We start from the raw sequence: 15032 nt of genomic DNA, 5'->3' as shown, positions 1-15032 counted from the left end.
AATATAAACAGATTGGGAAGGGCTATACCCTTCCCCCTCCTATTTAACCAAAGAAAACTACACTTTATTCCCCAATCTTACCGGATCTTTCACAAAGCCATTCGTCTACAATCGGTGCAAACATTCCACTTAATGCAAGGGATACATGCCCTGCCTCAACTAGTTTGTACGTTTTATCTTCGCTCGAGATAAGGTCCATTACCGGTAAACTTTGCCCTTCAGCTATTAAACTATCATTAGCAGAAGAAATCGCCAAGAAGCTACAATCAATATTGCTTAGATCCGCATGTTTTCCGCCGATTACAAGTTCACCTTTTGCAAGTTTGTTATCCTTCATTAGATCACCAAACATTTGCTTAAATGCAGCTCCCGCGAACGGAGTAACATCATTCAACCATTTATCCATTCTACGCCATTTATCAACATAGCGGCTGTCATGAGCACGTGTTAATAGTCCAACATACGGACTAACATTAACTGGTGCCAAACTTCTAAACATGACATTGACCCACTCAGGTGGAACCGTACCGTAAACATCGACAAAGCGGTCAACGCTTAACTCTCCCTTTTGTAAGCCCTCAAGCCACTTATCAGGAGCAATTCCCACACTATAATCAATCGGTACAGTAGCTACAACTAAGTTTTTAATTGGGAGATCTGTTATAGAAGCAAAGATTGATGCGATTGTGCCTCCTAGGCAGTAGCCCACCACGGAAATATCTTCAGCGCCTGAATGGCGAAGCGCACGCTTTACTCCTTTTTCTAAATAATCAAGAATATAAGTATCAAAACTAATATCTGCATCTTCGGGTCCTGGCTCGCCCCAATCAAGCAAGTAGACATCATAGCCACGTTTTGTCAGACCTTTGATGACACTTGTATCAGGACTAATGTCCAAGATATAAGGCTTATTTAACAGAGAATATACAAAGAACAAAGGTGTACTGTATTTCTTTTCTTCTGCAGCATAATGCCAAAGAGTCGTTTTATTTTTACGCCATACCAACTGACGTGGTGAATGTTCAATCTTTGGATCACCTTCGCTTAAAATTTTATATACATGATTCCAACGCTTCATTTCCTTTTCATAGTCCAAAACTGGAACTTTAACTGGTGATTCTACAGCCATTCATTACCCCTACTTCCCAATTTATTTACCGGCTCCTGCCAACTCTAATTCTTTTTTTTCCTGTGCTTTTTCTGTCTGCTTTGATTGGTTTTGATCTTGACCTAGTTCTTGTTTTAGTTCTTGCAATTCTGCTTTGACGTTATTTACCTCAGCTAGTTCTTGGCGTAATACTTGAAACTCGGCCTTTAGCTCACTTGCATCAGAAAGTTCTTTTCGTAATTTCTGAAGGTCTGCTTTGACCTTTTTAGCTTCGCGAAGTTCTTTAACATTTTTGTCTAGCTCACTTTTCAATTGCTTGGAAATCTCTACAAGCTCTGCAAAAAACTCCATGTTCCCCTTATTCACTTCGGTAAAGGTATCTTGTAAATTCCAAATTTGCTCTTCAAGAGCATCGATTTTTTCCTCTGCCTGAATGGTTAGTTTCGCAACATTCTTCACATCGGACTTTGTTGGAATATTCATAAGGTTCGCCATCGCTTCTTGATTCTTTTTAACCAATTCAAGATAACGTGAGTAATTTTCCATTCGACGACTTGAGTACTTTATAAATTCATTGTTATCTGACCAACCTAGTAACATGGAATTCATTTGTTTCTCCCATAAACCAGTTAGTTCCCTAAACCCCTTATATGGATCGTATTTTTCTTTTGCCATCCTTATCTCCCCTAATCTATTAGTCTATTATGATTTAGTTACTTCTTCTGTCTTTTCCATATGTTTATTTAACGGGAATAATGCTTTTACTTGTTTCGAAAATAAGTTAACAAAAACCTTTTGATTTTGCTGTACGATATTGGATGTCTTCTTTACTGTAGCGACATATTCATTACGTCCTTTTTTACGTAGTTCAATGTACTTTTCCACAGTTGCAATATACTTATCAAGGGCCTGATCAGGATTAACAGCTCGGTAAGGAGCGCTAAGAATTCCTACTGTTGATTTTTGAATTCGGTCAAAAAGCTGATTAATTTCTTCGTAAGATCTGATAGGGAAGAAATGTTGGATTGCCGTTGTTGACATTAGAAACTCTTCACGAGCAGTGCGTTGCCACTCGACAAGTTCCTTATTAAACTGTTCCGTAACTTCTTTGATATTGTCACGGTTACGCTTCACACTTTCAGAATAGTCCTTTACGGCCTTTAAAAAGATTTCATCACGATAATTTCCACGTTCTGCCCAATTGTCTAACTCTACATAGGCATTTTTCCATAGAAGCTCTAAGCTTGATAAAGCTTGTTCATTCGCCTCTTCTTGTGCTTGAGCTTCTTCAACAACAGCAACCTGCTGTTCATTTACTTCTTCTTGTTTCGCTTTTTTGTTTTCAGCCATGTTTCTCTCCACCTTTATATAAAATAATAGAATCTAGTAAGTGAGGAACGAAACTATTCCAGTACATCGTCATCGAAATTGGCGGATAATTCAGCCAACTCCTTTGACAAGTTTCTTAACTGGTCTTGATACGCTCTCATTTCAAGCATTGAATCATAAACTAGATCGTCTAACTGATCTAATCGTGCCTCTAGGTTTATGACTCTTTTTGATAAGACGATAATTTCATCTCTTTCAGGAAGACCCAATTTCTCCAATATAGATTTAGTCAACTTCCTAATAGCAACAACCTCATCCAGATGGTCTTCCATTGCTTGTCCGAATTTTGAAACAACCATCATATTGTTCATCATGGATAGGATCTCCCGGTTAAAGTCGGCTTCAATTTTCTTATACCTTTTCGCTGACTCTTCGTCGAAAGTCCACATAAAAATCCTCCATGTATAACTCTGTGCTGTAAAATAAATGTCTGTTAATTATTTCTATTTCATGTTCTCAATTATACGAAAATTCCATATATTTTACCATCATAAATTATAAAGGAGTTGCTATTATGCCTATTACAAGGGCAAATAATATTGACATCTATTATGAAGTACATGGCAATGGCGAGCCTCTGCTACTAATTATGGGGCTTTCCCATAATTCATTATCTTGGAAAAGAAGTTTACCCAAATTAGCTGAAAACTTCCAAGTAATCGTTTTCGACAACCGTGGTGTAGGAAGAAGTTCAAAGCCCGAAACTCCTTATTCCATTGAGCTAATGGCCGAAGATGCTAAAGCTGTTTTAGACGCCGTAAATGTAGATTCAGCCCATGTATATGGAATCTCTATGGGTGGAATGATTGCCCAGCGTCTCGCAATTAATTACCCAGATAGAGTAAAATCACTTGTGCTCGGATGTACAACATCTGGTGGTAGCCACCATGTTCAGCCTAGTGCTGAAGTTTCCATGGCGATGCTGTCCAGAGCCTCCGTTTCACCGGAAGAATCTGCCTGGGCAGCAGTTCCCATTCTTTATAGTGAGCAATTTATTGAAAATAACCGTGATGCCATCGAAGAAGACATAAGGGTTCGACTGCAAATTCCTACTCCACCTCATGGGTATATGCTCCAATTACAAGCATGTTTAGCCCACGATACTTATAACGAACTGGACCAAATTTCAGTTCCGACACTAGTCATTCATGGGGATGCAGATAAACTCGTTCCTTATGAAAACGGACTGACTTTGAAACAAAGGATTAAAGGCGCTGAGTTTCATACCGTTCCTGGTGCCGGACATTTGTATGTAACCGAGGACCAAGATACGGTTAATAAACGAGTCGTTGAATTCTTAACCAAAATTTAAATGAGGGGAATGCCAACAACGGCATTCCTTTTCTATAATGTTAGTTAGAAATTAAGATCCATCCATTAAGTCAGTGCTGAGATTCCACCATCTACTGACAGAATATGACCAAAGACATAATCACTAGCACCCGAGGCTAGGAATAATGCAGGTCCCATCATATCGTGATCAGAACCAAATCTTCTAGCTGGGGTTCTGTCTAGAATAAACTCACCTACATGATCAAGTAGACCATTAGTCATTTTCGTAGGGAAGAATCCAGGTGCAATAGCATTTACATGCACATTATATGGAGCTAATTTAACGGCAAGGTCTTTTGTAAATGAGATAACGGCACCTTTACTTGTTGCATATCCAACCGCATCCATCATTCTAGGATCTTGTCCACCTAATCCAGCAACGGAAGCAATATTGATGATTTTTCCTGAGCGTTGCTCTTTCATCACTTTGCCGACAGCTCTAGAAAATAAGAAAATCGCTTTAAGGTTAATGTCCATTACTTTATCCCATTTATCCGTTGGCATCTCTAATGCCGGTGCTCCCCAGCTTGTTCCGCTGTTATTAACTAAAATATCAATTGTTCCAAACTCTTTTAAGGTTTCATTGACGACATTATTGATTTCTTCTTCATTTGAGACATCACATTTAAACGCCAAAGAGCGAACTCCTCTTTCCTTTAGACGCTCACTCACTTGTTGACAAGCCTCTTCATTTCTAGAACATACTACAACGTTCGCTCCTGCTTCCGCATAAACCGTCGCAATTTGCTCACCTAAACCTCTGCCTCCACCTGTTACAATTGCTGTCTTACCTTGAAGATTAAATAATTCCTTGATATCCATTCCAAATCCCCCTCTTTTAAACTCCTATTTTTTGAATCTCTTGGTCTCTCAAAACTCGGCGAAGCAATTTCCCTACAGATGACTTTGGAAGGTCATCTAATATTTCTACTTGCTTCGGAACTTTGTATGGCGCTAAATTTTCTTTAGCATAAGAAATAATCTCTTCAACTGTGAGCGTATACCCTTGTTTCACTTTGATAAACGCCTTTACCGTCTCACCCCGGTATTCATCTGGGACACCGATGACAATCACTTCTTCAATTGCATTGTTTTGGTATAAAACATCCTCAATTTCACGAGGATAGACATTATAGCCACTAGCGATAATCATATCTTTCTTACGATCGAGGATATAAAAATATCCGTCTTCATCCATTCTCGCGATATCACCCGTTAATAGCCATCCATCTTTAATAGTTTTCTCCGTATCCTCAGGACGATTCCAGTATCCTTTCATCACTTGAGGACCTTTGACGATTAACTCCCCCGCTTCCCCAACAGGTACATCAACCATCGTGCCATCTTCTTTCACTTCTACTAACCGCACTTCTGTTCCAGGAATAGGAACTCCCACACTACCGGCTCTCGATTTAAGAAATGGCGGAGTAAAAATTGGAGAAGGTGATAATTCTGATTGACCGTATCCATCTAGAAGCTTTCCGCCTGTTCTCTGTTCAAATGCCTTCGCTTGTTCAACAGGAAGTGGAGCACCACCACTACTCATATAGTTAATATTTCCGAACCCATACTCCTCTAAGTCAGGCTGGCTATTTAAAGCAAAATACATTGTCGGAACAGCTGACATTTGAAATGGTTTTTCACGCTTCACAATTTCCATTAACTCTTTAGGGTCAAACCTTGGCAATACCAACTGGTTTGCTCCTTCTCTAATACCCGCAATCGCGTTACAAGAAAGACCGAACACATGGAACATTGGAAGAACGCTAATGATTTTAAAGTCCTCTGGGATTTGGTCATCCATAGGTCGATAGACGAAGTCACAAACTTGGACCACATTGGAAAGCAAATTACTATGGGTCAGCATGACACCTTTTGAAAGCCCAGTAGTTCCACTCGTGTATTGCAACATTGCTACATCTTCATCTCGATCAATTGGTATTTCAGGAACAACTACTCCTTCCGTTAGGAAGTCTTCAAAGTAACAGTCTCCCTCTTCAAGTTGAAGTCTCTCCCCACCTAAACTAACAACAACTATTTTTTTCAAAGCCGTCTTTGGCTGTACATGTTTCACTTTTTGGTAAAGTGTGTCTAAAACAACCATATACTCAGTAGCCGAGTCTGTTAGTACATGTTCAATCTCTCTCTCCACGTACATGGGGTTAACCTGAACATTTATTCCACCCAATTTAAAGCCACCAAATAAACTAAAAATATAATGTGGACTATTCGGTAGCATAATCGCTAAGCGGTCCCCTTTTTGAAAACCATTGCTATGTAAGGATGCTGCAAATCCTTCTGCTACCTCTTTGACACTAAGAAAACTCCAAGACTTGCCGTAGAAGGTTAAAGCCGGTTTATCACTATATGTAATTGCTGCTTGTTCAAGTAAATTGAATAACGAATGGTAGTCTACAGTAACGTTTTCACCAACCTTTGGATCATACAATTTCAACCACGGTTTTTGCTGATATACCATACTCCCGACCTCCAAGATGAATTTAAGCTTTATCCCTATACAAACTGAGCAGAATATTCTAACATCTAAATTATTGTTAGAAAATAGTTTTTTGTAAACGGTGCCATTTCGACAAATTCCTCATGTTATAAGAAGAATTTGTCGAATCAAAATATCATATCCTTTTAAAATCAACCATTTGGAACAGTTTTCGCTCAAACAATTTATCAGAATTGTACGAATTTTGTCGGAAAATTTTTTTCTTGTTTTAAGTTTGGGTTGAAAATCGGTTGGGTATAATAATCAAATTACCGTTTTAATATTATGTGTAACTTTAAAAATCAAAAAAACAGGGATAATTTCTCTTAATTTTTCAAATTCATTATTACTATATTATGATAGTGATTTTTAAAAGTTTAAAATAATTTATTAAATTTGGAAACGCTTTATAAACCGACGAATTATGTTCATCATTTCACAAAATACTATTTAATTTTCATGCTATATTTAGAGTGTGATAGAGAATAAACTAAGGAGTGAGCACAATGATTACTTGTCATTGGAAGTCCTTTTCAACAGACACTGAGACCTATACTCTTGATGCATTTGAACAATCTGTTGGCGACAAGTTTGAGGCAATGATGGTCAAAGACAGCGACAGCATCCCTACCGTCATATGGACAAATAATCACGTCATCATCGTAAGAAAAATATCTCGGATCACGAATGAAATCTACTTTGAAAAAATCTCTAGAAATCCAGTTTGTGAGTAAGTCTTACGGTTAATTATTTTTGTGAAATCATTCACACATTAATGGAGGGAACGCAGATGACTGTTACCGAAAAAGATATACAGACAAAACAATCTGTAATAGAAACCATTGATCAACTTGTTGAAAATGGACTTCAAGCTTTAGAAGAATTTCACAACTTCTCACAAGAAAAAATCGATACCATTGTCAAAGAAATGGCTTTGGCTGGTTTAGACAAACATATGCCCCTAGCTAAACTAGCTATTGAAGAAACCAAACGCGGGGTTTATGAGGATAAAATTATAAAAAATATGTTCGCAACTGAATATGTCTACCACAATATTAAATATGATAAAACAGTGGGTATTATTAACGAGAATGAAAATGAGGGAATCATAGAAATTGCTGAACCAGTTGGTGTTATTGCTGGCGTCACACCAGTCACTAATCCTACCTCAACGACCATGTTTAAAGCTCTAATTTCAATTAAAACAAGAAACCCAATCATATTTGCCTTTCACCCTTCTGCTCAAAATTGTAGCAGTGAAGCGGCTCGAATATTACTAGAAGCAGCTGTAAAGGCTGGCGCACCGAAAAATTGTATTCAATGGATTGAGACTCCTTCTGTTGCAGCTACCCAAGCTCTAATGAACCATCCTAAAGTTTCACTCATTCTCGCAACTGGTGGATCGGGAATGGTGAAATCAGCGTATAGTTCTGGTAAACCTGCGCTTGGAGTGGGACCGGGGAATGTTCCTTGTTATATTGAAAAATCTGCTAATATTCAACGGTCGGTCAATGATTTAATTTTATCTAAAACATTCGATAACGGGATGATTTGCGCTTCGGAGCAGGCTGTAATTATCGATGGGGAAATCTATTCAATGGTGAAGCAAGAAATGATTAACCATCTGTGTTATTTTTTAAACTCTGACGAAAAACGCCTGATTGAAAAACTTGTAATCAATGAAAATACATGTGCGGTTAACGCTGGCATTGTAGGGATGTCTGCCTATAAGATTGCTGATATGGCAGGAGTAACCGTCCCAGAGGACACAAAAATTTTAGTAGCAGAGATTGACGGTGTCGGATCAGAGTTTCCACTTTCCCGTGAAAAACTAAGCCCTGTTTTAGCCTGTTACAAAGTTAGCAATCGTCAAGAAGGTTTTCAACGTGCAGAGGAAATGCTAGCGTTTGGAGGACTTGGGCATTCTGCGGTTATACATACAACTAGCCAAGAAGTGATAAGAGAATTTGGGTTAAGGATGAAAGCCGGACGGATTATCGTTAACGCCCCTTCTTCACAAGGAGCGATCGGTGATATATACAATGCTTATATGCCTTCCTTAACACTTGGTTGTGGAACATACGGTGGCAACTCTGTATCCACAAATGTTGGCTCCATCCACCTACTGAACATCAAAAAAGTAGCCAGAAGGAATACAAATATGCAGTGGTTTAAAGTCCCATCAAAAATATACTTTGAAAAAAATGCGATCCAATACTTAGCGAAGATGCCGAATATCTCAAAGGCTTTGATTGTGACAGATCCAGGTATGGTGAAACTTGGTTATGTTGATAAAGTACTCTATTATTTGCGGAAACGGCCAGATTATGTTCACTGTGAAATCTTCACAGATGTTGAACCTGATCCAAGCTTTGAGACCGTCCAAAAAGGGGCCGAACTCATGGCAAGCTTTGAGCCCGATGCGATTATTGCGCTTGGAGGTGGATCTGCAATGGATGCAGCGAAAGGAATGTGGCTGTTCTATGAGTATCCAGATGTTGACTTTCATGGCTTAAAGTTGAAATTCCTTGATATTCGCAAACGAATCGTTAAATACCCAAAACTTGGACATAAAGCGCAGTTTGTTGCGATTCCAACAACTTCTGGAACAGGGTCTGAGGTAACCTCGTTCTCTGTCATAACGGATAAACAAACCAACACGAAATATCCATTAGCAGATTACGAACTAACACCAGATGTAGCGATTATAGATCCACAGTTCGTAATGACAGTCCCTAAAATTGTTACAGCCGATACTGGTATGGACGTCTTAACCCATGCAATCGAAGCTTATGTTTCCGTCATGGCGAACGATTATACAGACGGATTAGCTATAAAAGCCATTCAGTTAGTTTTTGAATACTTACCAAGAGCCTATCGTAATGGAAGTGATGAGGTAGCCCGTGAGAAGATGCATAACGCTTCAACCATTGCTGGAATGGCCTTTGCAAATGCCTTCCTTGGCATAAACCATAGCCTAGCTCATAAGCTTGGTGCGGAGTTCCATATTGCCCATGGACGTTCCAACACCATTTTGCTTCCACACGTCATCCGGTACAACGCAACAAAACCGAAAAAATTTGCAGCCTTCCCAAAATATGAACATTTTATCGCTGATAAGCGTTACGCAGAAATTGCGAAAATGCTTGGTCTTCCTGCTCGTACAACCGAAGAAGGAGTGGAAAGCCTCATTCAAGCCATTATCACTTTAGCAAATGAACTAGAAATCCCAATGAGTCTAGAAGCAAACGGTGTAGATTTTCATGAATTTGATAATAAAGTGGAACACTTAGCTGAGCTTGCATTTGAAGATCAATGTACAACAGCAAATCCAAAACTACCACTCGTAACAGAATTAGCGGAAATTTACCGTAGATCTTACAAAGGGATTTAGCACATTTTCTTGGCATAAAAAAGCATCCACTTAAGAAGTGGATGCTTTACAATTCATCTAAAATTAAACAATTATTTGACCACAATCAGTTTATACAACTGTAATACGATAAACGGTAGTAACGCTAAACCATAGATGGTCGCAAATTGTGCTCCTGTAAGCTCAGCTACCTCAAATAACTCCATCAATGGTGGTAGTAACAAGATTAGATGTAATAGAACAACGCCGATTATTAGTGCGTACCATAAATACTTATTGCTAAACAACCCAATTTTAAAAACAGAGTATTTGCTTCTAGCATTAAAACCATGAAACAATCTTGCCAGACATAGTGTCGAGAATGCCATTGTGGTAGCAACCAAATGCTCTCCTGTATTTAAGCCAATATGATAAGCGGTTAATGTCGCTAAGGCAATTAAGATCCCTTCGACCAAAACACGTCGAATAAAGACCTTATTGAGTAATGGCACCTTCACGTCCCTTGGCTTTTCCTTCATAATATTCTTACTATGTGGCTCGAGTCCGATTGCAATCGCTGGCAAACTGTCTGTAACCAGGTTGATGAATAACAAGTGTACAGCTGCAAATGGCACCGGTAGTGCTAAAATTGAAGCATAAAGTACCGACAATACAGCCCCAGTATTCCCGGACAATAAGAAACGAATGGAATTCTGGATATTGTTATAAATACTACGTCCATTAGATATTGCCTTTACGATTGTTGAAAAGTTATCATCTGTCAAAACCATGGAAGATGCTTCTTTTGCGACCTCAGTTCCCGTGATTCCCATCGCAACTCCGATATCTGCTTGTTTCAAAGCAGGCCCATCGTTTACACCATCACCAGTCATTGCAACTACATTCCCATTTTCTTGCCAAGCGCGAACGATACGAATCTTATGTTCAGGAGAAACCCTTGCATAAACAGAAAGGTCCTTCACTTTGTCTTTAAGCTTCTCGTCAGACCATTTTTCAATCTCAGACCCTTCGACTGCTTCCGAAAGATCTTTTAAAATTCCGATATCCTTTGCAATGGCTGCCGCGGTAATCTTATGATCTCCTGTAATCATAACAGGCTTAATTCCAGCTGCTATACAAGCCGCAACTGCATCATATGACTCTTCCCGCGGAGGATCCATCATTGAAATTAAGCCGACAAAAGTTAAGTCTTTTTCGTCTTCAAAACCCACAGACTTTCCTTCTGGTACCTCTTTATAAGCAAAACCGAGAACCCGTAAGCCGTTTTGTGAGAAGTCCTGATTTATTTTCGCTATTTGTTTTTTATGCTGGTCCGTAATATTACTTATTTCATGAGCATCCACGATCTTCACAATTCTTGATAAAAGGACATCTAAGGCCCCTTTTGTCACCAAATAATTTTTACCTTCGTATTTAATGACCGTGCTCATTAACTTTCGATCCGAATCGAATGGAAGTTCATCTAATCGAGGGTACTCTTCACGGATTTTCAGTTCATCCAACTGATATTTTTCTCCAAAGTTAACGAGCGCAACTTCTGTTGGATCGCCAATCTCCTTCTTTTCCGTCGTTATTGAATCATTACATAATAACCCCATAAGCAGTAATCGCTTTTCGATCGGGTTGTCTAAATCCAATTGTTCTTCCTCAATCACTCGGTTGTCGACATAGACTTTCTGAACCGTCATTTTATTCTGGGTCAAAGTTCCCGTTTTGTCTGAACAGATGACAGAAATGCTTCCTAAGCTTTCCACTGCATGCAGCTTCCTGACAATCGCGTTCTCTTTTGCCATTTTTTGCGTACCGAAGGCTAATACAATTGTGACAATGGAACTAAGCGCTTCCGGAATCGCAGCAACAGCCAAAGCAACGGCAAACATAAAGGAATCAATAATCTCATTTCCTCTAATTAAATCGATGCCAAAAATAATGAGCGCGATGATAATAATGCCAATAGCTAGCTTTTTCCCAAATTGATCAAGGGTAGCTTGTAAAGGCGTCTTTTTCTCTCCAGCTGTTTCTAATAAATTGGCGATTTTCCCGATTTCCGTGTTCATCCCTGTATTTGTAACAACGATGACCCCTCTTCCGTATGTGACAAAACTGCCTGAGAAAACCATATTCTTTTTATCACCAAGAGAGACTTCTTCTTCATTAATCGGGCCAACTTCCTTTAAAACGCTTAAAGATTCACCTGTTAATGAGCTTTCATTAATTTGCAAACTGTGATTCTCAATAATTCGCCCATCTGCACTAATGAAATCACCTGCATCTAAATACATAATGTCCCCTACGGTAACTTCTCGGGAAGGAATTTCCACTCTTCCCCCATTTCTTAAGACCTTAGCCGTCGGCGACGAAAGGGCTTTTAAACTATTTAGGCTTTGTTCTGCTTTTTGATGCTGGACCGTTCCTAGGATAGCGTTTAGGATTACCACAACCGCAATGACAATGGTGCTTTCAAGCTCACCCAAAAAAGCGGAAATAAGGGCAGCAACTATCAGGATAATAACGAGAAAATCTTTAAATTGACCAAAGAAGACTTCTAAGGTCGTCTTCCGCTTCCCCTCTGCTAACTCATTGTATCCATATTGGTTCAGACGTTTCCCGGCCTCTTCTATAGTTAATCCCTTCTCAGTAGCATTCAATTCCTTTAAAACTACATCGGCTGTTTTCCTAAAAAAATCACTCATTATCATTCTCCTTCCAAAGCCCAATCTCCAATTGAAGAACATTTATCGTCTATTTTAGTATCACAATTAAGTAGTTTTTTTATCATGTTTTCAGGTAAAACCATCTTATTTGGGAAATCTAGATGAAAGGGGGTTATTTTCGGATGGATGAAATGCATTTAAATGCGGACGAAAAAAATATATTGAAAGGTGCAGAATTCGATAAGATCCATAAAAGAGTGAAAAACTCACCTTACTTTTCAAGTTCGACTTTAAGAAGAATTGCCTTTATGGAACATGGACGTAAACACTGAGTTATTTATATTCAGGATTATTGTAGAAATGATCAATATAGTCACCTTCTTACTAATTGCATTCCTACTTTCATTATAGCGAACATAAATTTAGGTATCTAATTGGAACATGACAATTTTTAAAAAAAGTCTATTTTCGTAAAGCTTGTTGTTAAAATCTTAATGCCAATTTTAACGCAGTAACCGTCATTTTGTAGGCTGCAAATTATGTTAGCAAGCTCTTTTCTCTTGGATGAGACTTTTTTTGGTAATACCTAGCTCATTCAGTCGTATTTTTAATTAATAGCATCACAGTTTGAGAAAAGAACCTGTAATAAGAAACTCACAGACAGTTATTAACAAGAGCAGGGTATTTCGTTCTAGCGGCTAGAAACTTAATTTTCAGTGGAGATCCCTAACTTCCTTTATGTGAGTAAGGGCCTCCACTTTTCTTTATGTTAGCTGTTAATTTTTTATTTCCTAGCCATCATACTTCAAACAAAAAAACACACCATCTAAGAGTGTGTCGAAAGACGTTTGGTGTGATTCCTTTGTTTTAGGCTAAGTAATCTTTTAACCTTGGCTTTGGTTCACCAAAGATTTCAGCTTCCAGCCTTCTACCGGTAGGTGTTGCTGCCAGACCACCACCAGCGGTTTCTCGTAATGCGGACGGCATCGTCTGACCAATGGCGTACATAGCACCAATCACTTCATCGCAGGGAATTCTACTTTTAATCCCCGCTAGCGCCATATCCGCTGCAGTGAGTGCATTAGAAGCACCCATAGCATTTCGTTTGACACAAGGAACTTCAACAAGACCAGCGACTGGGTCGCAAACTAAACCAAGCATATTTTTTAACGTAATCGCCATTGCTTCAGCTGCTTGCTGAGGTGTCCCACCTGCCATCTCTACAATCGCTGCTGCTGCCATCCCGGCTGCAGAGCCAACCTCTGCTTGACATCCGCCAGCTGCACCAGATATTGAAGCATTGTTTGCAACAACAAACCCAAATGCGGCGGCTGTAAACAAATACTCAATCATTTCTTCTCTGCTAGGATTGAGTTTATTTTTCACTGCAAATAGTGTGCCTGGGACAACCCCAGCTGAACCTGCTGTAGGAGTGGCACAGATAATCCCCATGGCTGCATTCACTTCATTAGTAGCCATTGCTTTACTAACAGCGTCTAATAAGAGCGGTCCCGACAAAGCCTTTCCACTGCTGATGTAATTTTGTAATAAAACCGCATCTCCTCCTGTAAGGCCTGTTTGCGATTTTACCCCATTCAAACCACGCTCTACTGCATTTTCCATTACTGTTAAATTGTTATCCATCTTTTGCAGAATTTCTTCGCGTGAAAGCCCTGAGACTTCAACCTCTTGGCGAATCATAATCTCTGCAATTTTCACCTGATGCTTTTCTGCCAATCCAACAAGTTCCGCTACATTTCGAAACATTGCTTGTCCTCCTGGTTCCCTATTTTTCTTTTCCCCAATTATTCAACCATCCGAATAACTCGTTTAACATGCGTAAGATCTTTTAGCTCCTTGATGACTTTCTCATCAATTTTCTGGTCCACTTCAATAACCATAATAGCCATATCGCCCTTTTCTTTCCTGGCAACCTCCATATGACCAATATTTATTTCATGCTTTGCTAAAACGGACGTAACCGTAGAAATAACCCCAAAGCGGTCATGATGCATCACTAGAATTGCTGGATCCCCTGAAAGCTTTAATTTGAAGGAGTTAATCTCCGTGATTTCAATCGTTCCTCCACCAATTGAGATGCCGGTAATTTCCATTTCATAATCGCCATCAATCAACAGCAGTTTTACTGTATTTGGATGATCAGGTACCGCTGATTCTGTTTGAAAAATAACTTCCATACCTTGTTCCATAGCTATTTTCAGTGAATTAGGGATCCGTTCATCAAATGTATCAAAGTCTAAAAGACCTGCGACTAGTGCAAGATCTGTTCCATGGCCTTTATACGTACTCGCAAAAGACCCATAAAGAGAAATAATTACTTTTTTAGGCTGCTTTTCAAAGAGCGTACGTGCGACTCTCCCAATCCGTGCAGCACCAGCAGTATGAGAGCTAGATGGACCAATCATCACAGGTCCAATAATGTCAAATGCCGAACGATACTTCATTTTATAAGCTCCTTTATTTTTCCTTTTATTATATAGATTATTTTTTACAGGATTATATGTTAATGATGGAATTGTTAGCTGACAAACTGTTTTGAAAGTTTTTCTTATCCACAGCAAACTTTCCCGATTTCCCCAATAATCAAACATACACCGGAAAGCCCATAGCTGCAAGAGTTATTTGGGAAGCTTTTGTTTTTCCAACCATTCTTTCACC

General features: G+C 39.1%; 13 protein-coding genes. 4 read left to right on the top strand and 9 right to left on the bottom strand.

From position 1 onward, the window contains the following. Positions 1–64: 64 nt before the first annotated feature. From M3182_RS07555 to M3182_RS07540, 4 genes are read right to left on the bottom strand one after another with little or no spacing between them, the layout of a single operon-like run. Positions 65–1129, bottom strand: coding sequence for an alpha/beta fold hydrolase (locus M3182_RS07555; RefSeq protein ID WP_251428887.1), 1065 nt, complete (start codon positions 1127–1129; stop codon positions 65–67). A 21-nt stretch (positions 1130–1150) separates the two neighbouring features. Further along, entirely contained in the window at positions 1151–1783 is a 633-nt protein-coding gene (locus M3182_RS07550) for a polyhydroxyalkanoate biosynthesis repressor PhaR (RefSeq protein ID WP_251428884.1), read from the bottom strand. 27 nt (positions 1784–1810) lie between these two features. Beyond that, complete coding sequence (locus tag M3182_RS07545) at positions 1811–2458, bottom strand: hypothetical protein (RefSeq protein ID WP_251428881.1); 648 nt, start codon at positions 2456–2458, stop codon at positions 1811–1813. Between the two features lie 53 nt (positions 2459–2511). Beyond that, positions 2512–2886 carry a hypothetical protein gene (locus M3182_RS07540; protein ID WP_251428877.1) on the bottom strand — a complete coding sequence of 125 codons (375 nt, stop codon included), beginning with the start codon at positions 2884–2886 and terminating at the stop codon, positions 2512–2514. Between the two features lie 125 nt (positions 2887–3011). Here M3182_RS07540 and M3182_RS07535 point away from each other — a divergent pair, with 125 nt between their 5' ends. Next, positions 3012–3809, top strand: a complete 798-nt coding sequence (locus tag M3182_RS07535) for an alpha/beta fold hydrolase (RefSeq protein WP_251557567.1) — start codon at positions 3012–3014, stop codon at positions 3807–3809. 65 nt (positions 3810–3874) lie between these two features. Here M3182_RS07535 and M3182_RS07530 read toward each other — a convergent pair whose 3' ends face one another. Together M3182_RS07530 and M3182_RS07525 are read right to left on the bottom strand one after the other, a co-directional pair. Further along, on the bottom strand, positions 3875–4651 hold the full coding sequence (locus tag M3182_RS07530) for an SDR family oxidoreductase (protein ID WP_251428858.1): 777 nt from the start codon (positions 4649–4651) through the stop codon (positions 3875–3877). A gap of 16 nt (positions 4652–4667) precedes the next feature. Beyond that, positions 4668–6308: a long-chain-fatty-acid--CoA ligase gene (locus tag M3182_RS07525; RefSeq protein WP_251428855.1), complete on the bottom strand. Its 1641-nt coding sequence runs from the start codon at positions 6306–6308 to the stop codon at positions 4668–4670. 524 nt (positions 6309–6832) lie between these two features. Between M3182_RS07525 and M3182_RS07520 the strand changes: the two genes are divergently transcribed. Together M3182_RS07520 and adhE are read left to right on the top strand one after the other, a co-directional pair. Further along, positions 6833–7060, top strand: coding sequence for a hypothetical protein (locus M3182_RS07520; RefSeq protein ID WP_251428852.1), 228 nt, complete (start codon positions 6833–6835; stop codon positions 7058–7060). A 56-nt stretch (positions 7061–7116) separates the two neighbouring features. Next, positions 7117–9720 (top strand): bifunctional acetaldehyde-CoA/alcohol dehydrogenase, encoded by a 2604-nt coding sequence (gene adhE / locus M3182_RS07515; RefSeq protein WP_251557566.1) that lies wholly within the window; start codon positions 7117–7119, stop codon positions 9718–9720. Between the two features lie 71 nt (positions 9721–9791). Here adhE and M3182_RS07510 read toward each other — a convergent pair whose 3' ends face one another. Further along, positions 9792–12392 (bottom strand): calcium-translocating P-type ATPase, PMCA-type, encoded by a 2601-nt coding sequence (locus M3182_RS07510; protein WP_251428846.1) that lies wholly within the window; start codon positions 12390–12392, stop codon positions 9792–9794. A 143-nt stretch (positions 12393–12535) separates the two neighbouring features. Between M3182_RS07510 and M3182_RS07505 the strand changes: the two genes are divergently transcribed. After that, on the top strand, positions 12536–12685 hold the full coding sequence (locus M3182_RS07505; RefSeq protein WP_251428842.1) for a hypothetical protein: 150 nt from the start codon (positions 12536–12538) through the stop codon (positions 12683–12685). A gap of 535 nt (positions 12686–13220) precedes the next feature. Here the strand turns inward: M3182_RS07505 and sdaAA are convergent. Together sdaAA and sdaAB are read right to left on the bottom strand one after the other, a co-directional pair. Then, complete coding sequence (gene sdaAA / locus M3182_RS07500; RefSeq protein WP_251428839.1) at positions 13221–14120, bottom strand: L-serine ammonia-lyase, iron-sulfur-dependent, subunit alpha; 900 nt, start codon at positions 14118–14120, stop codon at positions 13221–13223. A 38-nt stretch (positions 14121–14158) separates the two neighbouring features. Continuing rightward, complete coding sequence (gene sdaAB, locus M3182_RS07495) at positions 14159–14818, bottom strand: L-serine ammonia-lyase, iron-sulfur-dependent subunit beta (RefSeq protein WP_251428835.1); 660 nt, start codon at positions 14816–14818, stop codon at positions 14159–14161. Positions 14819–15032 lie beyond the last annotated feature (214 nt).

It is taken from the genome of Mesobacillus maritimus, assembly GCF_023715205.1.
Lineage (GTDB): Bacteria > Bacillota > Bacilli > Bacillales > Cytobacillaceae > Mesobacillus_B > Mesobacillus_B maritimus_C.
The sequence above is the reverse complement of the archived record's forward strand: the minus strand, read 5'-3'. Positions and strand labels throughout refer to the sequence as shown.

What these genes read in the sequence shown, in the direction of transcription:
- M3182_RS07555 (WP_251428887.1), bottom strand. Translation starts at nt 1,129, where the DNA reads ATGGCTGTAGAATCACCAGTTAAAGTTCCAGTTTTGGACTATGAAAAG.
- M3182_RS07550 (WP_251428884.1), bottom strand. Translation starts at nt 1,783, where the DNA reads ATGGCAAAAGAAAAATACGATCCATATAAGGGGTTTAGGGAACTAACT.
- M3182_RS07545 (WP_251428881.1), bottom strand. Translation starts at nt 2,458, where the DNA reads ATGGCTGAAAACAAAAAAGCGAAACAAGAAGAAGTAAATGAACAGCAG.
- M3182_RS07540 (WP_251428877.1), bottom strand. Translation starts at nt 2,886, where the DNA reads ATGTGGACTTTCGACGAAGAGTCAGCGAAAAGGTATAAGAAAATTGAA.
- M3182_RS07535 (WP_251557567.1), top strand. Translation starts at nt 3,012, where the DNA reads ATGCCTATTACAAGGGCAAATAATATTGACATCTATTATGAAGTACAT.
- M3182_RS07530 (WP_251428858.1), bottom strand. Translation starts at nt 4,651, where the DNA reads ATGGATATCAAGGAATTATTTAATCTTCAAGGTAAGACAGCAATTGTA.
- M3182_RS07525 (WP_251428855.1), bottom strand. Translation starts at nt 6,308, where the DNA reads ATGGTATATCAGCAAAAACCGTGGTTGAAATTGTATGATCCAAAGGTT.
- M3182_RS07520 (WP_251428852.1), top strand. Translation starts at nt 6,833, where the DNA reads ATGATTACTTGTCATTGGAAGTCCTTTTCAACAGACACTGAGACCTAT.
- adhE (WP_251557566.1), top strand. Translation starts at nt 7,117, where the DNA reads ATGACTGTTACCGAAAAAGATATACAGACAAAACAATCTGTAATAGAA.
- M3182_RS07510 (WP_251428846.1), bottom strand. Translation starts at nt 12,392, where the DNA reads ATGAGTGATTTTTTTAGGAAAACAGCCGATGTAGTTTTAAAGGAATTG.
- M3182_RS07505 (WP_251428842.1), top strand. Translation starts at nt 12,536, where the DNA reads ATGGATGAAATGCATTTAAATGCGGACGAAAAAAATATATTGAAAGGT.
- sdaAA (WP_251428839.1), bottom strand. Translation starts at nt 14,120, where the DNA reads ATGTTTCGAAATGTAGCGGAACTTGTTGGATTGGCAGAAAAGCATCAG.
- sdaAB (WP_251428835.1), bottom strand. Translation starts at nt 14,818, where the DNA reads ATGAAGTATCGTTCGGCATTTGACATTATTGGACCTGTGATGATTGGT.